Below are 20549 nucleotides of genomic sequence, written 5' to 3'. Positions count from 1 at the left end.
CTCATCGTTCAGAGCGCCGTAAGTGCCGTAAGCCTTTGGGCGCTTGCAATTGCCGTTTCGGCCATATTCTTCGCCTATTTGCGTTATTCCTCAAAACGCTTACGGGGCGGCTTCGACGAAACCGCCCCCGATGAAGACGGGCAACAATCGTCCCCCATGGAGGCGGTCGAGCCCAACAAGGTCACAAGCGATACAACACTGACAAGCGAAGAGAATGCGCCAATCGCTCCAGACGCAGACCCGTGGGACGAAGCATTCGATATGCTCGTACAGCGCTACGCCCTCTCCAACCGCGAGGCACAAATCGTGCGCGAATTCGCTGCTGGACGAAGCGCAAGATATTTAGCTGAGTGGTATATGCTCTCGGAGCACACTGTTAAAACGCACTTGCGCAGGGCTTATACAAAAATTGGCGTACATTCGCGTCAGGAGCTTATTGACGCAATAGAAGAGATGCGCGCCGAATCATTCAAAAACGCAAAAGAGAAGGCGTAGCGGGCACCGTGAGTTGCCGCCACGCCTTTTCATTAAGCGAGGTTTTCAGCGATTGCTTCACCCGTAAGGCGGCCCATTGACAATCCAACGGAATTCGAACAATGGCGCACGAAGCTACGGTTATACATGAATCGATGCGTGATCTCGCCAATCGCCCATAGACCTTCGATGGCGTTGCCAGCGTCATCAACAACGCGGCAGTCGCTGTCGGTCTTCAAGCCTCCCATGGTCGCGACGTATGAGGGAACATAACTCACGAGGTAGTAGGGACCCTCACCGTACGCGACCGCCTTTTCGACGGACTTCCCGTATTCGTCCTCAACGGAACCCTCGGCAAATGCCTGATACGAAGCGAATGTTTCGGCAAGCGCTACGGCGCCCATCGCCGACGCGAGGTCGTCAATGGTGTCGGCCTTAATGACGTCTCCAGTCGAAATGCCCTTCTCAAGAATCTCGCACGCCTCGGCATTCGTACTATCGAAAAGCGCATAATACGGAGCGACGTCGTGATCAGCCATGCTCGAGGCGAGCAGGATTCCCGGACCAGCTTCGTTGACGAAGCGCTTGCCCTGAGCATCAACGAGCATCTTGCTCGCAACCCCGCCTCCCTCGAGGGGCTTGGTCGACATAGACATATCAACGAGCGTCGCAAAAGACGGATCAACTTCGGTGAGCTTCCTGGAGGGCATAACATTGAAAGGAATCACCCAGCAATTGTCATAAAGCGCTGCGCCAACAGCTTTTCCCATGGTAATTCCGTCACCGGTGTTCATCGCATTGCCCAAATACTGGAAACCGATTTTTTCAACCGAAGGAACAAGCTCGTTGAGGTAGTCGACGCTTCCGCCAAAACCACCGCATGCAAGAACCGTCGCTTTCGCCGCAACAGTCTTAGTTTTACCGTTCGACTGCAGAACAACGCCCGTAACCTTGTCATCTTCGGTCACCAGCTCGGTTGCCTCATGCTCAAGCAAAATTTCTACGCCCGCGTCTTCCAGAGCTGCGGTCATTTTCTCAGTGATGAGCTGACCAGCGGCCTTTGAGGCGTCAGCGCTCGTATCGGGCCATACGGTATCGGTCCCAACCTTCTCTTTAGTGAACGATTGAATAAAATCAATTCCCGTTTTCTCAACCCAATTCACCGTCTCGCAGCTCGCCTGCATAAGCGCTTTCACGCGATCGTAATCGGGGTAGGGCACATCGACTTTGCCGGTCTCGGTTGCCTTTTTGAAACGAGCGAGGAACTCATCCATGGTGTCGGTCGTCTCGGAAACGAACTGCCAGAACTCCTCGTTTTCGACACCCTGATAAATCGAAACATTGCCCTTCGAAGTCTGGAACGAAATGCCCAAAGTCGGCGACTTCTCTACGAGCACGACTTTCGCGCCATTTTGGGCAGCGGCAAGCGCGCACGCCTCACCAGCAAGACCCGACCCGATAACCGCAATATCGGTTTCGATAATCTCACCCTTGGGCTTTTCCTCATCGGCTTGCTTCGAGGCGGTACCCGAACATCCCGCCAAAGCAAAACTTCCGCCAAGAATCGCAGCACCCGCGCAGAATGACCTACGGTTGATAGTCTTCATTTTCCCTCCTCCTTATATGCGGCATTCGACCAGCCGCGCAGCTTCATGATGCCCGAAACGCACGAATACCTTGTCACACGAAAAGAATGAGCGGGTGAGAAAGGCTCGATGACGAATTGAACAGCACGAAGAGCGAAGGAGTTCGGTGCAGTATCAGGCCAGACAATGAACGCATTCTGAATTCCATTCGCTGCCGAGATTAAACGGAGAGGGAAACCATGCCCTGATTCAAATCGTTCTCGAAAAAGAATATGTTTACAGGTCAAAAATCTTATTTTGGCTTCTTCAAAATAGCGTGGTGGAGTGCTATTTTCTTCTCTTAATGTGTTTTCAGAAAGGGATGCCAATGACAGATGAAAAACAGGAGGTCGCAGCGCAGGCTCAAGCAGAAGAGCCTGCGGGTGAATCTCCGAAAGAGACCCCCGAGAAAACGAGGTCGCTCGGCGTATTCTCGTTCGAGGGCGACATGCCGCTCGCGCAAGCAATCCCCTTAGGCTTGCAGCATGTTCTGGCAATGTTCGTGGGAAATCTAACGCCGCTGCTTATTGTGACGAGCGCGTGCGGATTGGCCGGCGCCGAATTCGCCGACGTGCAGCTTTCCCTGTTGCAAAATGCCATGTGGATTGCGGGTGTCGTAACTCTCATCCAGCTTTTCGGCATTGGCCCCGTCGGCGGCAAGGTGCCCATCATCATGGGCACGTCTTCAGGCTTCATCGGCGTGTTTAACTCGGTGGCCGCATCGATGGGCGGCGGCCTTATCGCCTATGGCGCCATCATGGGCGCATCGCTCATCGGCGGTTTGTTCGAGGCCGTTCTGGGCTTCTTCCTGAAACCCCTACGCCGCTTCTTCCCGGCGGTCGTTACGGGCACCGTCGTGCTTTCCATCGGCTTAAGCCTTATCAGCGTCGGCGTGAACGCCTTCGGCGGCGGCAACACCGCACCCGACTTCGGCTCGTTCGAGAATCTGTGCTTGGCGCTCGTCGTGCTCATCGTCATTCTCGCCGTGAAGCATGCGACCACAGGCTTTGTAAGCGCCTCTTCCATTTTGGCTGGCATTATCGTAGGTTACGTCGTCGCCGGCATCATGGGCCTGGTTCTTCCTACGACTGGCGTGACCGCCGATGGCGTGGAATACACAAAGGCATGGGTTCTGAACTGGGATAAGGTCGCTGCGGCGTCATGGTTCGCCATTCCGAACCTTCTGCCCGTCATGCCCGTCTTCGACATGCGAGCCATCGCGCCTGTGCTGGTGATGTTCATCGTCACGGCCGTCGAGACTGTTGGCGACATTTCGGGCGTTACGCAAGGCGGCATGAACCGCGAGGCTACCGACAAAGAGCTTTCTGGCGGCGTTGTGTGCGACGGCTTGGGCTCGTCGCTCGCAGCCATGTTCGGCGTGCTGCCCAACACCTCGTTCAGCCAGAACGTCGGCCTGGTCACCATGACCAAAATGGTCAACCGCAAGGCCCTGGCCTGCGGCGCCGTATTCCTGATTCTGTGCGGCTTGTGCCCGAAGCTCGGCGCCGTGGTCTCCATCATGCCCCAGTCGGTCCTCGGCGGCGCGGCCGTTATGATGTTCGCCTCCATCGTGGTGAGCGGCATTCAGTTGATCACACGCGAACCCCTTACGCCGCGCAACTTGAGCATCGTTTCCGTCGCACTTGGCCTAGGCTACGGCATTGGCGCGAACCCCGCCGTGCTGGCTGGTTCGCCCGAGTTCGTCGGCCTGATTTTCGGCGGCTCTGGCATTGTCGCCGCAGCTGCGGTCGCCATCATTTTGAACATCGTGCTTCCCAAAGACGAAAACGAGAAAACGCCCGAGAAGGACGCGAACGCCTAACGAGCTAAACGAGCGGCTCAAGGTTGGCATTCGAACTTTTGGCTCAAATCGTTCTTATACATCCAAACGAACGGCGCCCTGTTTCTTTCGCGAGAGACAGGGCGCCGTTCTGTGTTGCCTGGTCGAAATGCGAACGATGAAACGGCTCCTTTCAACCGCACCCATCGTATCCAATCGATGAGCTCATCCCCAATTGCGCTTATCATGCCCAAACGGAGCGATCATTCTCGAACCCATTTCCATCGCACTTGCGTGGTCGGGCTTTTCCGCATGCGCTTTCTGCGCGCACTGTCGCATGCGAACTTTCGCAACGCAGGCCCAATCGGACTATCACAGCGCTTGCCTAGCAAGCAAGCTTTTCCGCGTCCATTCCCACAGCACCCCATTACAGTCTGAGATAAGCCATCGATGAACTTCGGTGGCGAGCATTCGGCGCATGGCCTACAGTTTGGCCAAGCCCCGAAGGGCCGCCGATCGGGCGTCCCCGGATGGCCGCGTGCCCCTGCCCCTCGAGGGCCCGGGGGGTGTTGCCACCGAGGACGCTCGCCGCTCCGAACGACTGATAGGAAACTGCCGGGCCCGGGGGCCACGGCCAGGTAATGTGGGTGTCGAGGGGAGGGCTTCCGATCGGCCTACCGATTGGAGGATACCACCATGGCACCACCCGCCAGGCCGGAAATCGTCATAGGGCTCGACGTCGGGAAGTCGTCGCACTGGGCGTGCGTGGTCACGCGCGAGGGCGAGCTTCTGGCAAGCAAGCCTGTCTTGAACAGGGAAAATGCCATCGACGGGCTCTATGCGCAGTACCCGGGCGCGCTGGTCGTCGTCGACCAGGTCCGCAACATCGGGTCGCTGGCGCTTTCGCGCGCCAGGCTCGCTGGGATGCCGCGCGCGTACCTGCCCGGGCTCGCCGCTCACGGCGCGTCGAGGCTGTTCGCCGGCGACGCCAAGACCGACGAGCGCGACGCGATGGTCATCGCGAAGACGGCGCTGGGCATACCCGACGCGCTGCTGCCGGTGGCCGACAGGCCGCCGGAAATAGAGGCGGCCAGGTCGCTCGCCGCGCAAAGGGACTTCCTGACCTGCGAGAACACGCGCAGCAAGAACAGGCTCCGCAGCATATTGCTCGAATCGTGCCCGGAATTCGAGGCGCACGCCGACCTCTCGGACCCGGCGACCCTCAAGCTCATGGCCGCCGTCGGCGGCCCGTGGTCGATATCCGAGGCGTCGCCGCAGGCCGTCGGGGCGCTCACGCGCGGCTGCGGGCGCGCCAAGGTGGCTGCGCTGGTCGAATCCGTCGGATCGTCGAGCAGGCCGCACCCGGCGGCCGTCGCCTGCGAGGACCGCGCCGTCTGGCTGCTCGCGCGAAGGATATCGGAGAACGCCGCCGAGATCGAGTCGCTGACCTCCGAGATATCGGCGCTGCTTTCCGCCGACGAGACGTACAGGTGCCTGCTCACGGTGCCCGGCATAGGGCCGCGAACGGCCTCCGAGCTGGTCATATCCATAGACATAGCCGACTTCCCGAGCCACGACAGGCTGGCCTCGTACTGCGGGCTGGCGCCGCGCAACCGGCGGTCAGGCACGTCGATATCGTCGGTGTCGGCGTCGCGGCAGGGCAACAAGAGGCTGAAGAACCTGCTCGTATTCTCGTGCAACTGCCTAGCGCGCAGCCGCAACCGATGGGGCGGCTATTACGCGCGCTGCCGCGACAGGGGCATGCCGCACGGCAAGGCCCTGAAGGCCGTTGCGAGGAAACGGCTCAAGGTGATCTACGCGATTATGCGGGACAAGGTCCCGTACTCGGCCTAGCGAGCCGATTGGAAAAGAAAAAGCGCAGGCCCCTTACGGGGCCCGCGGCAGCGTTGTCCCCATCGAGCGAAATTCGCCAACAAATCAATTGACAAAACTATAGGAACACCCCCCATAAATCCCTCCACGGCAAGCCCGAACGAGCCGACGCGGCCCAAGCCATGTCCCGATTTTGCAAAAAATGGCAGAAATTTGCGGTTGTGAACGGTCTTAGCACTCCGAAAAGGCCCCAAAGATGCTTCGTTTTTGCAAAATCCCAGGTCACGATTTACCGGAGGCAGGAACAATGCGTTCCCCATCGTGCACAACCGCAAATTTGTGCCAAAAAGTTGACAATTCGGACCAAATTTCAAGCAAGAGCAAATTGTTCAAGAAGGCACCAACAGTAGACTCGAAGCAAGCCCGGAGCAAGCACGAAGAGAAGATGAAAGAAACCGAGAAAAGAGGGGAGGGAAAGAGTAAAAATTAACGGTAATTTCGCGCATGCCGAGCAATGCCACACGCGGCCCATGCAATGCCGCATGTGGCAATGCGGCAAAAACCAAATTTGCAACCAGCAGAAAGAAGCTCTCAGGAGTGATGGAATAAGCGAAGTGTCAGAATAAAGAACGGAAGCTGCGAACTGGGAAATTGCATCAAACTGAATCGACGGCACTCGGTTACGAACGCAATGGGCTGAATGTTATGGGTGCCCATCATCGGGCCAGAAAGCACAACAGGACACCCAGCTGGGATATCTAGCCAAGGGGCGCAGCAGAACACCCAGCTGGGGCACATGCCTAGAACGCTGGATGGAACGCGCAGGCAAAAATGGCGCGACGAAAAGCGTCAGCGCGGCAAACCTGCACTGCCGCAGCGCGCAACATGTGTCTGTAGCTGCTCCAAATCGTCGCGCGTATCCACATCAAACAGCTCCCATTCGCTTGAAACCTCGATGGTTCGAACGCATTCCGCATGCGCTTTTGCCACGAAGCCGCCACCCTTACCACGGGGAAGAGAACGAAGCTCATCGAACGCCCATGAAGGAAAAAGCACGGGCGCGCCCGGCATGCCATCGAAACTGGTGCGCCAAATGCGCGCAACGCCGCTCTCTGCAGCATTGCACCCCACGGCGTCATGTTTCGCGGCACCGGCGACATCGGATTCCGCAGCATCACACCCAGCAGCGGCGTCAACGTCGCACTCCACAGCATCGAGCTCCATGGCGTAGTCCTCCGCAACGCCGCCTTCCGCAGTATCGGCCAGCGCTGCACCGACAGCATCGCATCCCGCAACATCCGCAACGCCGCGCCCCGCAGCATCGCGTCTCACGGCACCAGCAGCATCGCGTTCGGCGGCACGAAGAAGCGCGACGATGCTCGCTGGACGAATAAGCGGCTGGTCGCCCTGGACAAACGTGACCGTATCGCACCCGTCCATGGCCTCCATGCCCAGGCGCACCGTGTCATTTCTGCATGGCTCGTCGTGCAAAATCACTTGCGCGCCCAGCGTCTCGCACAACGCAGCCACATCAGCATGGCGCGCGACCACCACGCGCCGGCTGAACAAATCATCGGTTGCTCGCACAACATGGCCGACCAGCGGCGCGTCGCAAAGCTCGGCCATGAGTTTATTGCCCCCGAAACGCGCTCCCACGCCCGATGCCATAACGATGCATCCGTGCTTCAATGTGCGGTTGTCGGCAGCGTGTGGCATAGCGGTATTCGCCTTTGCAAATTCGATGGTTGGACGGGCTGAATTTGAGAATTAATCGCAGGCCACAGTATAATATGAACGACTATGCCAACCTCAAGTAATGGGGCGAGAAACATTATTACCTTCCAAAAATACGAGCGCCCGCAAACCCTCGACGAAGCCTGGGAGCTCAACCAGAAAAAGCGCAACCGCATCGTGGCCGGCACCATGTGGATGAAAATGGGCACCCACTCCTTCGGCACCGCCATCGATCTGTGCGATCTGGGCCTCAAGCAAATCGAAGAAACCGACGAGGAATTTCGCATTGGCGCCATGGTCACCCTGCGCCAAATGGAGAAGCATCCAGGCCTCGCCGCCTATTCCTGCGGTGCGCTGGAAGCAGCCTTCAAAGACATCGTAGGCGTGCAGTTCCGCAACGGCGCGACGCTCGGCGGAAGCCTGTGGCGCCGCATGGGCTTTTCCGACATCCTCACGGTTTTCCTTGCCATGGATAGTTACGTCGAACTCTACAAAGGCGGCATCGTGCCCCTGGAAGAATTCTCGCGCATGCCTTACGACAAAGACGTTTTGGTGCGCCTCATCGTGAAGAAGCAGCCGGGCGCGTTCTCGTACCAAGCCGTGCGCAAGCAGCGCACTGACATCCCTTCACTGAACTGCGCTGCGGCCCAGGTGGCGGGTGAGTGGCGCGTCGTCGTGGGTTCGCGTCCCGCGCGTGCCGTGGTGCTTCGCGATGAGCAGGGGCTCCTCGCCGGCGGCATTACCGAGGAAAGCGCCGCCGCGTTCGCCGACTACGCCGCCGGCGCCGTGACCGTCTCGGGCAACATGTGGGGCAGCGCCGAATACCGACGCGCACTCGTGCCCGTGCTCACGCGTCGCGCGCTTCTGGCCCTGAAAGAGGTGCAGTAATGGAAATCAAAATCAAGCTGAACGGAACCATGGTTTCCGACGACGTTCCCGCCGACACGCTCCTCATCGATTTCGTGCGCACGCATGGCTGCTTGAGCGTGAAGCGCGGCTGCGAAACCTCGAGCTGCGGTTTGTGCACCGTGCTCATGGACGACGAACCCGTGCTTTCGTGCTCAACGCTCGCGGCGCGCGCCAACGGCCGCAGCGTGCACACGCTCGAAGGCCTGCAAGAAGAAGCGTCGGAATTCGTCGGCTTCATTGCCGACCAAGGCGCTGAGCAATGCGGCTTTTGCAACCCCGGCTTCGTCATGAATACCATCGCGCTGCTTCGCGAAAACCCCAACCCGTCTGACGGGGAAATTCTCGCGTACCTGAGCGGCAACCTGTGCCGCTGCTCGGGCTATGAAGGCCAGCTGCGCGGTATCCGCGCCTTCCTGAACAGTAGGCATGAGGAAGGGGCCAACCATGAATAGACCCGAGTACCAATCGGTGGGCAAGTCGGTCCGCAAGAAAGACGCGATGCAGCAGCTGCTGGGCAAGCCCCTGTATACCGAAGATATCGTGCGCGATGCGCTCGTAGTGAAGCTGCTGCGAAGCCCGCACGCCAATGCCATCGTCGAGACTATCGACACCTCGAAGGCGAAAAAGGTCGCCGGCGTGGTTGACGTATTCACGTGGGAAGACGTGCCGAACGAGCGCTTTTCGAACGCGGGCCAAACCTACCCCGAAACGAGCCCCTACGACCGCCTCATCATCGATCGCCACGTTCGCTTCGTAGGCGACGTGGTGGCAATCGTCGCTGCCGAAAATGAAGCAGCCGCCAATAAGGCGCTCGATCGCATCAAGGTTACCTACGACGTACTCGAACCCGTTTTGGACTTCCGCACCGCCAAAGACAACCCGGTGCTCGTGCATCCCGAAGACAACTGGCGCATGCTGTGCGATTTGGGCGGCGACAATACGCGCAACCTCGTGGGTACCACGGCCGACGAAGGCGGCGACATCGAGGCCGTGCTGGCAGATTGCGATGTGGTTTTGGAACGCACCTACCACACCAAGGCCTACAACCAGGCAATGATGGAGACCTTCCGCACCTACACCGAGCTCGACCGTTACGGACGCTTGCACGTGATTTCATCCACGCAGGTCGTCTTTCATGTGCGCCGCATCTTATCGAACGCGCTCGGCATTCCGAAAGGCCGCATTCGCGTCGAAAAGCCCCGCATCGGCGGAGGCTTCGGCGCGAAGCAGACTGCAGTGTGCGAGGTGTACCCCGCATTCGTCACGATGAAGACGGGTCGCGCCGCCATGTGCGTATACACGCGCGAAGAATCGCAGACCTGCGGCTCTCCGCGCCACGAAATGGAAATCACCGTGCGCCTGGGCGCGAACAACGACGGCCGCATTCGCGCGCTCGGCGTGACCACGCTGTCGAATTCGGGCGCCTATGGCGAGCACGGCTGGGCGACGGTCGGCCTTACTGGCCATAAGTCCATTCCGCTGTATACCGGATCGCTCGAAGCGTTCAAATTTACCGCAAACGTGGTGTACACGAACATGCAGCCTTCGGGCGCCTACCGAGGCTTCGGCGCCACGCAGGGCCAATTCGCCGTTGAAACCACCGTGAACGAGCTGGCCGAAAAGCTCGGCCGCGACCCCGTTGAGCTGCGCGAACAGAACATGGTGCGGGAAGGCATGGAGATGCCCGCGTACTTCGGCGAAATCGCCAATGCGTGCGCGCTCGACCGCTGCTTGAAGCATTGCGCCGACATGTTCGACTGGAAAGCGAAATACCCCGTGCGTGACATGGGCAACGGCAAGGTTCGCGCGGCGGGCGTGGGCATGTCGATGCAAGGCTCAGGCATTTCCGGCATTGACGTGGGCTCGGTCACCATCAAGCTCAACGACGACGGCACGTACATGCTGATCATCGGCGCGGCGGACATGGGCACAGGCTGCGACACCATTTTGGCGCAGATGGTCGCCGAGCATATGGATTGCTCGGTCGACGACGTTTCCGTGTTTGGCGCCGATACCGACGCGTCGCCCTACGATTCGGGCTCATATGCCTCTTCCACCACGTATGTCACCGGCATGGCCGTGCAAAAGGCGTGCACGCAGCTGAAAGAACGCTTGTGCGCCATCGCCGCCGAAGCGCTGGAGTGCGACGCGAACGAGCTGAGCTTCGAAGACGGGCGCGTGGTGCGCGAAGCGACGGGCGAGGAAATGTCACTCGTCGATGTGGCCACGAAAAGCCAGGTAAGCAATTGCCTGGCGCCCGAAGCCACCGCCATGCATTCTTCCCCTGTCTCGCCGCCGCCGTTCATGGTGGGCATGGCCGAGATTGAACTTGACCGCGAAACCGGCGTAGTTGAAGTGCTCAATTACGCGAGCGTCGTCGACTGCGGTATTCCCATCAATCCGGCACTTGCGCGCATTCAGGCCGAAGGCGGCATCGTGCAGGGCATCGGCCACACGCTCATGGAAGACGTGACGCGCACGCCCAAGGGCCGCATTCGCGAATCAAACCTGTTCACGTACCGTTTGCCCACTCGTCTTGACACGGGCTGCATTCGCGTCGAGTTTGAGAATTCCTACGAACCCACGGGTCCGTTCGGCGCGAAGTCAATCGGCGAAATCGTCATTAATACGCCGGCCCCCGCGATTACGCAGGCAATTTACCGCGCGACGGGCGTGTGGCATCGCGAGCTGCCCATTCTGCCCGAGCATATCGTGCTCGCGAAACCCGAGGAGTAGGCATTCTAAGCGAGTTTTTGCACATACCGCGGAAAACCACGGCCATCATCGGAAGCGGCGGGAAATCGACGCTTTTGCGCGCCCTGGCCGAAGAGCTGGCAACCGGAGGAGCCGCGAACGCGGAGTTCGTAGCCGCTGAAACTGCAACCGATAAGCCCCAGGTCGGAAAATCGCCGAACGAAGACCGCCCGACGGAGAAGGCCGCAGGCGATAAGCCGTCGGTTGATGGCGGCGAGCCGTCAACCAGGCGCCCTGCCGCAAAAGAGAATGCCATCGCCGAAGAGCCGCGCCGCGCACACGTAATCGTGGCCACGAGCACCAAAATGCTCGTACCCGATTGGTGTCCGGTTCTGCTCGACCCCACAATGGACGAAGTGCGATTAGCGCTATCGACGCACCCCATCGTCTGCGTGGGGAACATCCATGGGCCAACGGGCAAGCTTGACGCGCCGCGCATGGCGTTTTCGGAACTGGAAGCCGCGGCCGACTACCTGCTCGTTGAAGCCGATGGAGCAAAAATGCTGCCCCTGAAGGCGCATGCGGAACACGAGCCTATGATTCCCGAATGCGCGAAGCGAACGGTCTGCGTCGTGGGGATCGATGGCGTGGGCAGCCCTATTTCGCAGGCCTGCCACCGAGCGGAACGCTTTGCGCAGCTGGCAGACGCCTCGACAGCCGATGCCGTAACGCCCGAAATGGTAGCGCGCGTGCTTGAAGCCGAAGGCCTGCACGATATGGTTTTGATCAACAAGGTTGAATCCGACGACGACCGGCGAGTCGCCGAGCGCATTGCGGCGCTCTGCACAACCCCCGTGGTTGCGGGAAGCCTTTGGAGGAAAGAATTTCGATGCTTGCGATAATCCGCGGAGCTGGCGATATTGCCAGCGCGATTGCGTTGCGCCTGCACAAATGCGGCGCCTCCGTCATTATGACGGAGGTCGAACATCCCTTGACGGTCCGTCGCACAGTCGCCTTCAGCGAAGCTATTCGTTCAGGGAAAACCCAGGTGGAAGGCGTCATTGGCGTGCGTGCTGAAAGCGTCGATGATGCGCTGCGACGAGCACTCGAAGGGGTCGTTCCCGTGCTCGTCGACCCGAAATGCTCATGCATTTGGCTTGAACCCGATGTGCTGGTCGACGCCATTTTGGCCAAGCGCAACGTGGGAACCACCATCGGCATGGCACCTATCGTAATTGGCGTTGGTCCTGGATTCACGGCGGGCGACGACTGCCACGCCGTGGTCGAAACCATGCGCGGTCACACGCTCGGTCGCGTGTATTACGAGGGTTCGGCACTTCCAAACACCGCAGTGCCGGGGCTTGTAGGCGGTTTCGCAGGTGAGCGCGTTTTGCGTGCGCCAAGCGGTGGCACCTTCCGCGAAGTCGCTTCAATTCGCGACCACGTCGAGGCGGGACAGGCCGTCGCATACGTGGACGACGCCCCTGTTATTGCCACCCTCACCGGCACGCTACGAGGCCTGCTTGCTGGAGGAACGCGCGTTACCAAGGGCTTGAAGTGCGGCGATATCGATCCGCGCGACGAAGTGAGCCACTGCGAAACGGTATCGGACAAAGGCCTGGCAGTCGCAGGCGGCGTGCTGGAAGCCATTCTTCATTTGAGCGACACGCTCACGAAAGCATAGGCGGAATAAAACATGCGAACGATTGCAGAACATATTGTGCGTGCCTCGCGCGAGGCACACGATTTAGTGCTGGTTACCATAATGGAAAGTAAAGGCTCCACGCCACGCCACGCGGGCTCGCAAATGCTCGTCGACGAAAACGGGCTTGTGTGCGGCACCATTGGCGGCGGCGCCGTCGAGGCCCACGCCATCAAGAAAGCGCGTGGCATGCTGGGCGGCAATCTGAGCCTCGTCGAAAACATGGAACTGAAGCTCGCCTCCAAAAAAGGCCTCGATATGGCCTGCGGCGGGGATGCGACCCTTCTGTACACGCCCGTGAATGCCAGCGATACGCATTGGCGCGATGCTGCACGCGAAATGCATCGATGCATTGACCAGCGCATTCCTTCCTATCTCGTCGTGAAATGTCCCGAAGGCGAACAATCGAACGAAAGCACTGTCGCCCTGCTCGATGCCAACGGTGCGCCGTTGGCAGGAGAGCGCGGCATGCAGGCGAGCCTCATCGCAGGCCTTGAGCACAGAGCCGTCATTGACGGCCGTTTCGTGATGCCCGTCTCGCTGCCCGCGCGAGCCATCGTTTTCGGCGGCGGGCACGTGGGCCGCGCGACCGTATCGGCCCTCTCGCGCGTCGGGTTCTGCTGCACACTGTTCGATTGCCGCCCCGAATTCGCCCAGCACTCGCGCGTGCCCGAAGCGCATGATGTCATCTTGGGCGACTACGACAACATCGCAGCGTCGCTGACCTTGGACAAGCACGATTTCGTCATCATCATGACACACACCCATCGCAGCGATTACGCCCTTCTTGAGCAGGTGCTTCGCCGGCCTTTGGCATACGTCGGACTCATGGGGTCACGGCGAAAAATCGCAACCGGACGAGAGCTCATGCTGAATGCGGGAATACCGCAAGAGGCGATTGACGCCGTACATATGCCCATCGGCCTTGACATCACCGCAGAAACGCCCGAGGAAATCGCCGTGAGCGTCGCGGCGGAGTGCATCATGCGCCGCGCGGAAATGCGGAGGGGGACAGGCGAATCGCAATGATATGGTTTACTTCCGACACCCATTTCGGACACGCCAACGTGCTGAAATTCAGCGAGCGGCCATGGGATGATATCGATGATATGAACTATGCGCTCATCGAGAATATCAATGCATGCGTCGAACCGAGCGACGAGCTTTACATCCTGGGTGACTTTTCATTCAAGCTCACCGTGCAGCAAGCCTATGAGCTGCGGAAACTCATTCACTGCAAGAAAATCCATCTCGTGCACGGCAATCACGATAAAGATTGGCGGCAGCCCGAAGTCGCCGACGCGTTCATTGCAGAACCGCCAATCAAGGTATTGAAAGTCGACGGCGTGAAGATCGTGATGAGCCATTACCCCATGGCCGATTGGCAATCGATGGGACACGGCAGCTGGCACATTCACGGGCATATTCACAGCCAAGGGTCCGCCTATAACGATGCAAACCTTGCACAGGGGCTTTTGCGCTTTGATGCGGGCGTCGATGCGAACGAATATCGCCCCGTAAGTCTGGCGCAGCTGCACGCACGATTCGATGGCGTGACATATCCAACACGCGTGAAATGGCCCTTCTGGGTCAACGAAACAGAAGACGCTCAGCTCGATGCGTTTCTTGCAGATGAAAAGCGCAAAGTGGAGGCGCTGGAAGAGCGCTGAATTTACGGCGTGGCGCTAAGCTCAATCTTTGGCATATTCCATATTTTGAAGGTTCATTCCTTCCTTTATGCCGATCCATCGACCGCGAGCTCTACATGTCGACCACGTGAAGACCTCTTCACGAAAGGCCGACAAGTAGGCAATCGCGCCGCTTCCTCGCCACGCGCGTTTATACTGGTGTGAAAAGCAAGCAGGGGCGCACGGTGCCTCGTCCCACCAACCGACAGGACCCAATGAACAAGCACAGCATTCGATACGTTCTTATTCTTGTAGCGGCCATCGCAGCGGCAGCACTCATCGTCGTTCGCTTCGACGGCGTGTGCGAAATCTTCTCAACCGTATGCCAAGCATTGCAGCCGCTGGCGGTGGGCGCCGTCATGGCATACCTGCTCAACTTCATCGCCGCGAGCCTGGAATCGCGATGGTTCCCCCGCTCGACCAACGTCTTTGTCACTAAGAGCCGCCGCCCGATTTGTGTCATTTTGGCAATTGCCGCTGTCACGCTCGCGCTCGTTGCGCTCATCACATTCGTGGGCAGCGAGTTCAAATCGGTCGGCGCGGCTACCATCAATGGCGTCTCCGAAGGCGCGACCATGGCTTCGGAAGCGATTGCGAACCTCCCCGGCGCCGAAAAGAGCATGATCCTCAACGATGCCACATGGAGCTCCCTGGGCGAGAAAGCCCTGGCAGCCATAGGCGGAACCGACCAAGCGCTGCGCATCGTGGCCCAAACGAGCGGCGAGGTCGCACACGTGACGCTGTCCATTCTGCTGGGCATGATTTTCGCGCTGTACCTGCTGCTCGACAAAGACCGCGTGCATGCCGGCGCTATGCGCCTTGCGACTCTCATTCCCAGCGACGAGGTGCGCGAGCGCGTGCTCCACGCATGCGCCATTACCAACGATTGCTTCTCACGCTTTATTCGCGGCCAATGCATCGAGGCAGTCATCTTGGGTACGCTGTGCGCTATCGGCGGCACCATCCTGCATTTTCCCTACGCAGCCTCAATTGGCCTTATTGTGGGCGTGACCTCGCTCATTCCGTTCGCCGGCGCATGGATCGGCGGCATCATGGGCGCTGCGATGATTCTGTCGCAAGACCCCTTGCAAGCGGTACAGTTCATCATCTTCCTGATTATTCTGCAGCAAATCGAGGGCCACTTGATTTACCCGAACGTCGTGGGCCAGTCGGTGGGTCTGCCGAGCATCTGGGTGTTTGTCGCGGTTATCGCCGGCGGCTCGCTGTTCGGCCTTCTAGGCGTGCTTTTGGGCGTGCCCGTGATTTCCACCGTGCGCACGCTGCTCATGGAGCACTTCGCCAAAATGGACGAGGAAAAAGAACCTGCTAAATGCTGAACCTGCTAAATGCTCGTAGCGTTTAGCAGGTTTGACGACCAAATCGGGCCCAAGGCATTACCGCATCTGAGCTTCCGTTTGAAGGGTGGACGCATCGGGATGCTCGGGCCACGGCGGGGGAGCCATCACCGTCATATCAAGGCGAAGCGTTTGTGCAATGAGCGTCGCGAGCTCTTCGTCGGTGATGTCGGGCTTCGCCTTCATCATACCTACGATACCAAAAAGCACCAGGCCGAACGTCTCGGGAATCAGCTGAATGTCAATGGTTCGATACGCCATATATTCCGACACGATGTAGTTCTGAATGCAGGCGACGCTTTCACGAACGGCCCGCGTAGCAAATTGGTCGCGCATCCCCAGCTCTTCAAGCACAGCGAACATGGGGCGCGGCTGCCCCGAACTCGTATACAAAGTGCGCCTGAACGCGGCAACGCATTTCTTCAGCTCTGAAGGCGTGTCACCGAACGCACGCAGCTCGTTCCATGTCGATACGCTTTCGACGATGTCTTCAAGGAAATCGTCAAGTACAGCATCGATCACGGCCTGTTTGTTTGGGAAATAGTAGTACACAAGGCTGCGTGACACGCCGGCCTTGCGCGCAATGGCCGCCATGCTCGTGGCGACCACGCCTTCGGTCTCGAACAGCTCGCGCGCCGCCTGCATGATATCACCGGCCACGCCATTCAACCGCACGCTCTGCCTCACCTGGCGCGTGACGTGATGCGGCAGGTCGGAAGCGAATTCGGAAATGGAAGCACTCTTTCGCGCCGGCACGGCGGCTCCTTCGTCTAGCATGGGGCCGTCGCGCCAAACGCAATGCACGAAAACGAAACGCGCCGGTTAGCGATTCTCTTCAACGACCTCTCGATAATTCTTGGTGTCATTATAGAGCTCATCTTTCAGCGGGTTGAGCTTACGCGCGCGAATTCGATGGAGCTGGTAGGCGGCAAGCGCCACGTTGGAAATCAACGCAATCAGACTCACGACAAAGAATGCAGTGGGGTTATGCGTCGTGGGAATTTCCGCAAACGTATAGAACTGCGGGAGCGCCATGGCGAACATCGCATAGAGCGCCAGGGTTTGCGCGCGATGCTGCAACCATGCACCACGCTTCGTGAAGAACGTGGGGACGGTGCAGGCGATGAGGAGAGCCAAACCCGTGTACGTTGAATGGTCGGACATGCAGTTATACGTGTACGCGAAATTCCACAGGTCGTAGGCGATAATCCACATCCAGAGCATATCGGGCCAAATCATGTCGCGCGATTTATCTTTCGAGATGAAAATGCCGAACCAGCCGCAAATGGTGATGATGTTCAAAATGCCGGCGATCGCATTCATAATGTTCCACGGGCCGGAAATCATCCACACGTGGTCGACGACGGCGCCGTCCCACAGGCCGTAGGTATACATCTGAATGTCGCGCACCACGGCTTCGCAAATATTGATCGCCAAAATGAGCGGCGGAAAACACAGCGCCCATCGCTTCTCATACAAATGATGCTCGCGGCCATCGGCACCGCGCCATTTCACGAATCGCAACGCCATGAATCCAACGCAGCCCGCTAGCGCGGAATACGTTTTCGCCCAATTGAACCAGTTTCCTGTGCCATACTCGTTGCCGGGCGCGGCAGTGTGGGGCCATACGAAAATCGTGAACACGATGGGCGCGACCACGAACAACGCTGCGCCGCCCCACACGCTCGTGCGTCCAAATTCGTTAAACGCCATAAGGGCGAACACGACGAACAGCCAAATCGCCCACACCATAGGGTCGGATGCTTGATACAGAATACCCATGGCCTTCCTCCTTGAATCGAGCGCGCCCCGCCGCAGCTGTTTAGGACGCACAGCGGCGCGTCGGCCATCTGCGCTAGGAACGCTCCACCATAGTTTTCACGCGGCCCTTTTCATCCCATGCGGCGGCGTAGCCGAACTCCTCCAGGTTGGCCAGAGCGGCCTCGCGCTGGCCTTCGGGGAGGTCGATGCTTTCGAGGTACACCTTGCGGAAGCCCGGGTTGTCAATATAAAGCTCCTGCTTGAAGGGGTTGCGCTTCTTGCCGAAAATCGTGTAAGCCTGGTAGACGAACACGCACACGTTGAAAATGAGCGCAATAGCCGAAATCGTCATATGAGCCGCAGGGTCGTTCGTGGAATGCACCACGCACGCCGGGTGCAAGAAGAACCACGGCACCGTCATGGTCACAATCATGTTCACGGCAAGCGTACGAACGCGGTGCTGAGCATAGGCGCCGCGCTTAATGAAGAACGCGGGAATCGTGCACGCCGCCAGAAGCACCAGGCCGCAATACATGGAGCGATCGGAAACGCTGTTGTAGGTGTAGGCGAAGTTCCACAGGTCATAGCCAATAATCCAGAACCACAGCTGGTCAGGCCAAACGTAGTCTTTCTTCTTGCCGCGGCCAACGATAATGCCGAAGAAACCGCAGATGCACAGCGCATTCAGAATGCCCGCGACGCCGTTCATCATATTCCACGGGCCGCCAACCACCATGTAACCATCCACGATGCCGTTGACGCCCGTGAGCTGGAAGTCGCGAATGCACGCCTCAAGAATATTGATAGCGAAAATAATAGGCGGAATGCACACGATATATTTCTTCTGGAAGGCGGGGAAGTACACGATGAGCCATCCGAGAATCGCACCCGCGAGGCACGAATACGTTTTCACCCATTGAAACCACGTGCCCGCGCCCGTGCCTTCGACAGCGGTGTGGGGCCAAACGAAAATGGTCAAGGCGAGCGGCAAAGCGATGAAGATTGCGGCGCCGACCCATTTGTTGAGGCGAGAGAGCTCGTTCATGCCAATCAGAAATACCAGATAGAGCAGAACGCTCACGATCGCCGTCGCCGAAAGCGGCTCGTAAAAGAACATGGCGGTTCCCCTTTCCCTCTTGCGTACTTGCGAACCCGTTCGAATGGCCCATTTCCCCGATGGCCCCAATTGCTGCAGTTCGCTTTCTTGGCCGCAGTGTAACAAGGGGATTTTTCGTTGGTTTGACGCTTTAGGGTTGATTCGTCAAAGCAAGGGTAGAGAGATTCGTTCGAGCGGCTTTGTTTTCCTGCTTCATGCGCGGCGCGCACGCCTTTCGCACGTTGCGCGCATGGCGATCACCGACATAGGCCTATGGTATGGGCCACCGGCGTGCGCCATGGCTCAAACTGCTCGCCGTAGAGGCGTATGCCAAGCTGTTTCCTCAGCCGCCACTCCCGAACGACCCGGCGTAGCGACAATCGAAACCCGTTAAATGCTCGTAGCATTTAACGGGTTTGAACAACAACGAACGCAGCGAGGCTGCGCCCTATGAAATTCCCTAAAGCGAAAAAGATGACGAAACGCACGATTGACCTCGTGCATCTTGCGGCGGCGTCCGTATGGCTCAGTGGGTTCATCGCGCTTTTCGCGCTCAGCCTCGACGGAGGCGCCTCGCTCGGGCTCACCAGCGCCGACACGCAGCTTACGATTGAAGCGTTTCGTCGGAAATTTATCGGGCCGTGTATCCCGCTCCTTATGGCTACGGCCGTTCTGTATGGTATCTCAACACCATGGGGTTTCGCAAAGCACGGTTGGCTCGTCGCGAAATGGGTACTCGCCGTGGCTGTTATCGTGAGCTTCGCAATTCTGCCATATTCAACGGCCTCGGTTGGCGCGGCGCTCGCATGCGTAATTGCGCTCTTCACGATTTCCGTCTATAAGCCCGACAAGAAAAAGGCGAAAGCAAAACCCGAGAAAGCAAAGGTGGGAAAGACAAACAACGCGTGAGCGAATTGAATTCGCGGCAAAAGGAAGGTCGTCCTCCAGAACGTAAAGCAAGGCACATGGAGCATAGCATGACCGTGGCGCATATCTTGCGGCTCGTGGCGCGAAACGCAGCCTGCGCCGCCCATCGCGCCATGTAGAAAATCTCGCATGGGCAATGCTTCACATCAAACGCTCGTTATTGTCTCCGTCGCCGACGCCAATCGCCAGCCTATTCTGGCCGCCTCGGCCCGTTTCCGTCTATTCTTCAGGTGTATACCACTCGCAAGGGTCAGGTGCCGCAAGAGCACGAATACCTGCGATAATAATCTCGATTCCATCATGAAACGCCTGGTCGGAATAGGCGCCTTCAACCGTCTCCGCCCATTCGGGCGCATCGACGGGAACCCTGATTTCATCATCGTGAAGCGCATTGATCATATTCACTTCATTAATCATGAACCCACTCAAGAATGCATCGACGATGCGCCAGAAACGTTCGAGGATTTCCTGAGGAATGCCCTGGTCGTGATGCAGCTTTTGTACGCGTTCCGTATGAGCCCTCAAAGCGGGCGAAAGTGCAGTGCCTTTGATTTTGAACAGACATGCTCTCGCATGCCGAACTTTCATCGCGCGAATTGAGGCCGTCGTCCTTCGCACGGTATCGTCCCAACGCTCACCGGGAATGGGAGTCGTATCGACCTCGGAAAATGCAAGGGCACACGCGCCTTGCTGAATGTCGCTGATTGAGGCGCAATGACGGTAGAGCGCCATGGGGGTTTTACCAAGAGCGGTCGCGATTTTTCGCGCAGACGCATTCTCAATACCTTCCTCATCGGCAATCTCAAGCGCCTTCGCGTAAATAATCTCGGGCGTGAGCGGAGCAGATGCCTCGCTGTTTTCCGTGTTCATTGGAGTCGCCATAATTCATCAACGCCTTATGTCGGAAATCGTACGTCAGTGATACTAGCATCGATACGGCCTCAACGAAAAAACTAAACCAAAAACCCTCT

18 protein-coding genes are annotated in these 20549 nt (G+C 58.4%); 12 read left to right on the top strand and 6 right to left on the bottom strand.

All coding sequences use genetic code 11. The annotated features are described in order from the left end of the window. The first annotated feature begins 156 nt into the window (after window positions 1–156). Window positions 157–495, top strand: coding sequence for a response regulator transcription factor (locus ACWI8T_RS03220; protein ID WP_449137914.1), 339 nt, complete (start codon window positions 157–159; stop codon window positions 493–495). 32 nt (window positions 496–527) lie between these two features. On the opposite strand, the gene ACWI8T_RS03215 is transcribed toward ACWI8T_RS03220, so the two are convergent. Beyond that, the gene (locus ACWI8T_RS03215) at window positions 528–2081 is read right to left on the bottom strand and encodes an FAD-dependent oxidoreductase (RefSeq protein ID WP_449137913.1); all 1554 of its coding nucleotides are present in this window, start codon (window positions 2079–2081) and stop codon (window positions 528–530) included. Between the two features lie 346 nt (window positions 2082–2427). On the opposite strand from ACWI8T_RS03215, the gene ACWI8T_RS03210 reads away from it, so the two are divergent. Together ACWI8T_RS03210 and ACWI8T_RS03205 are read left to right on the top strand one after the other, a co-directional pair. Further along, the gene (locus ACWI8T_RS03210) at window positions 2428–3921 is read left to right on the top strand and encodes a uracil-xanthine permease family protein (RefSeq protein ID WP_449137912.1); all 1494 of its coding nucleotides are present in this window, start codon (window positions 2428–2430) and stop codon (window positions 3919–3921) included. Between the two features lie 654 nt (window positions 3922–4575). Continuing rightward, window positions 4576–5733 (top strand): IS110 family transposase, encoded by a 1158-nt coding sequence (locus tag ACWI8T_RS03205; RefSeq protein WP_449137911.1) that lies wholly within the window; start codon window positions 4576–4578, stop codon window positions 5731–5733. A gap of 828 nt (window positions 5734–6561) precedes the next feature. Here the strand turns inward: ACWI8T_RS03205 and ACWI8T_RS03200 are convergent. After that, on the bottom strand, window positions 6562–7428 hold the full coding sequence (locus ACWI8T_RS03200; protein WP_449137910.1) for a nucleotidyltransferase family protein: 867 nt from the start codon (window positions 7426–7428) through the stop codon (window positions 6562–6564). An 84-nt stretch (window positions 7429–7512) separates the two neighbouring features. Between ACWI8T_RS03200 and ACWI8T_RS03195 the strand changes: the two genes are divergently transcribed. From ACWI8T_RS03195 to ACWI8T_RS03160, 8 genes are all read left to right on the top strand, one after another. Then, on the top strand, window positions 7513–8334 hold the full coding sequence (locus tag ACWI8T_RS03195) for an FAD binding domain-containing protein (RefSeq protein ID WP_449137909.1): 822 nt from the start codon (window positions 7513–7515) through the stop codon (window positions 8332–8334). Continuing rightward, window positions 8334–8807, top strand: coding sequence for a (2Fe-2S)-binding protein (locus tag ACWI8T_RS03190; RefSeq protein WP_449137908.1), 474 nt, complete (start codon window positions 8334–8336; stop codon window positions 8805–8807). Before ACWI8T_RS03195 ends, ACWI8T_RS03190 begins: the two co-directional genes overlap by 1 nt. Further along, entirely contained in the window at window positions 8800–11091 is a 2292-nt protein-coding gene (locus ACWI8T_RS03185; RefSeq protein WP_449137907.1) for a xanthine dehydrogenase family protein molybdopterin-binding subunit, read from the top strand. Before ACWI8T_RS03190 ends, ACWI8T_RS03185 begins: the two co-directional genes overlap by 8 nt. 17 nt (window positions 11092–11108) lie before the next feature. Further along, on the top strand, window positions 11109–11951 hold the full coding sequence (gene yqeC, locus ACWI8T_RS03180) for a selenium cofactor biosynthesis protein YqeC (protein WP_449137906.1): 843 nt from the start codon (window positions 11109–11111) through the stop codon (window positions 11949–11951). Continuing rightward, a complete protein-coding gene (yqeB, locus tag ACWI8T_RS03175) occupies window positions 11939–12733 on the top strand; it encodes a selenium-dependent molybdenum cofactor biosynthesis protein YqeB (RefSeq protein ID WP_449137905.1) in 795 nt (264 codons plus the stop codon). Before yqeC ends, yqeB begins: the two co-directional genes overlap by 13 nt. Before the next feature lie 12 nt (window positions 12734–12745). Then, window positions 12746–13780 (top strand): XdhC family protein, encoded by a 1035-nt coding sequence (locus ACWI8T_RS03170; RefSeq protein ID WP_449137904.1) that lies wholly within the window; start codon window positions 12746–12748, stop codon window positions 13778–13780. Continuing rightward, window positions 13777–14421 carry a metallophosphoesterase family protein gene (locus ACWI8T_RS03165; RefSeq protein ID WP_449137903.1) on the top strand — a complete coding sequence of 215 codons (645 nt, stop codon included), beginning with the start codon at window positions 13777–13779 and terminating at the stop codon, window positions 14419–14421. Before ACWI8T_RS03170 ends, ACWI8T_RS03165 begins: the two co-directional genes overlap by 4 nt. A gap of 233 nt (window positions 14422–14654) precedes the next feature. Next, window positions 14655–15776, top strand: coding sequence for an AI-2E family transporter (locus ACWI8T_RS03160; RefSeq protein ID WP_449137902.1), 1122 nt, complete (start codon window positions 14655–14657; stop codon window positions 15774–15776). 57 nt (window positions 15777–15833) lie between these two features. On the opposite strand, the gene ACWI8T_RS03155 is transcribed toward ACWI8T_RS03160, so the two are convergent. The 3 genes from ACWI8T_RS03155 to ACWI8T_RS03145 all read right to left on the bottom strand — a co-directional run bounded on the left by ACWI8T_RS03155 (window position 15834) and on the right by ACWI8T_RS03145 (window position 18672). Beyond that, a complete protein-coding gene (locus tag ACWI8T_RS03155; protein ID WP_449137901.1) occupies window positions 15834–16571 on the bottom strand; it encodes a TetR/AcrR family transcriptional regulator in 738 nt (245 codons plus the stop codon). A gap of 45 nt (window positions 16572–16616) precedes the next feature. Then, window positions 16617–17576 carry a DUF5692 family protein gene (locus tag ACWI8T_RS03150; protein ID WP_449137900.1) on the bottom strand — a complete coding sequence of 320 codons (960 nt, stop codon included), beginning with the start codon at window positions 17574–17576 and terminating at the stop codon, window positions 16617–16619. Window positions 17577–17649: 73 nt separating this feature from the next. After that, entirely contained in the window at window positions 17650–18672 is a 1023-nt protein-coding gene (locus tag ACWI8T_RS03145; RefSeq protein ID WP_443730103.1) for a DUF5692 family protein, read from the bottom strand. Between the two features lie 429 nt (window positions 18673–19101). On the opposite strand from ACWI8T_RS03145, the gene ACWI8T_RS03140 reads away from it, so the two are divergent. Then, window positions 19102–19560 (top strand): hypothetical protein, encoded by a 459-nt coding sequence (locus ACWI8T_RS03140; RefSeq protein WP_303050881.1) that lies wholly within the window; start codon window positions 19102–19104, stop codon window positions 19558–19560. A gap of 237 nt (window positions 19561–19797) precedes the next feature. On the opposite strand, the gene ACWI8T_RS03135 is transcribed toward ACWI8T_RS03140, so the two are convergent. Further along, window positions 19798–20460, bottom strand: a complete 663-nt coding sequence (locus tag ACWI8T_RS03135) for a TetR/AcrR family transcriptional regulator (RefSeq protein WP_329936431.1) — start codon at window positions 20458–20460, stop codon at window positions 19798–19800. Between the last annotated feature and the right edge of the window lie 89 nt (window positions 20461–20549).

It is taken from the genome of Slackia sp. (assembly GCF_977041755.1).
This window is presented reverse-complemented; position numbering and strand designations above follow the sequence as displayed.

Coding starts and splice junctions, on each gene's coding strand:
- ACWI8T_RS03220 (WP_449137914.1), top strand. CDS start 157: ATGGAGGCGGTCGAGCCCAACAAGGTCACAAGCGATACAACACTGACA.
- ACWI8T_RS03215 (WP_449137913.1), bottom strand. CDS start 2,081: ATGAAGACTATCAACCGTAGGTCATTCTGCGCGGGTGCTGCGATTCTT.
- ACWI8T_RS03210 (WP_449137912.1), top strand. CDS start 2,428: ATGACAGATGAAAAACAGGAGGTCGCAGCGCAGGCTCAAGCAGAAGAG.
- ACWI8T_RS03205 (WP_449137911.1), top strand. CDS start 4,576: ATGGCACCACCCGCCAGGCCGGAAATCGTCATAGGGCTCGACGTCGGG.
- ACWI8T_RS03200 (WP_449137910.1), bottom strand. CDS start 7,428: ATGCCACACGCTGCCGACAACCGCACATTGAAGCACGGATGCATCGTT.
- ACWI8T_RS03195 (WP_449137909.1), top strand. CDS start 7,513: ATGCCAACCTCAAGTAATGGGGCGAGAAACATTATTACCTTCCAAAAA.
- ACWI8T_RS03190 (WP_449137908.1), top strand. CDS start 8,334: ATGGAAATCAAAATCAAGCTGAACGGAACCATGGTTTCCGACGACGTT.
- ACWI8T_RS03185 (WP_449137907.1), top strand. CDS start 8,800: ATGAATAGACCCGAGTACCAATCGGTGGGCAAGTCGGTCCGCAAGAAA.
- yqeB (WP_449137905.1), top strand. CDS start 11,939: ATGCTTGCGATAATCCGCGGAGCTGGCGATATTGCCAGCGCGATTGCG.
- ACWI8T_RS03170 (WP_449137904.1), top strand. CDS start 12,746: ATGCGAACGATTGCAGAACATATTGTGCGTGCCTCGCGCGAGGCACAC.
- ACWI8T_RS03165 (WP_449137903.1), top strand. CDS start 13,777: ATGATATGGTTTACTTCCGACACCCATTTCGGACACGCCAACGTGCTG.
- ACWI8T_RS03160 (WP_449137902.1), top strand. CDS start 14,655: ATGAACAAGCACAGCATTCGATACGTTCTTATTCTTGTAGCGGCCATC.
- ACWI8T_RS03155 (WP_449137901.1), bottom strand. CDS start 16,571: ATGCTAGACGAAGGAGCCGCCGTGCCGGCGCGAAAGAGTGCTTCCATT.
- ACWI8T_RS03150 (WP_449137900.1), bottom strand. CDS start 17,576: ATGGGTATTCTGTATCAAGCATCCGACCCTATGGTGTGGGCGATTTGG.
- ACWI8T_RS03145 (WP_443730103.1), bottom strand. CDS start 18,672: ATGTTCTTTTACGAGCCGCTTTCGGCGACGGCGATCGTGAGCGTTCTG.
- ACWI8T_RS03140 (WP_303050881.1), top strand. CDS start 19,102: ATGAAATTCCCTAAAGCGAAAAAGATGACGAAACGCACGATTGACCTC.
- ACWI8T_RS03135 (WP_329936431.1), bottom strand. CDS start 20,460: ATGGCGACTCCAATGAACACGGAAAACAGCGAGGCATCTGCTCCGCTC.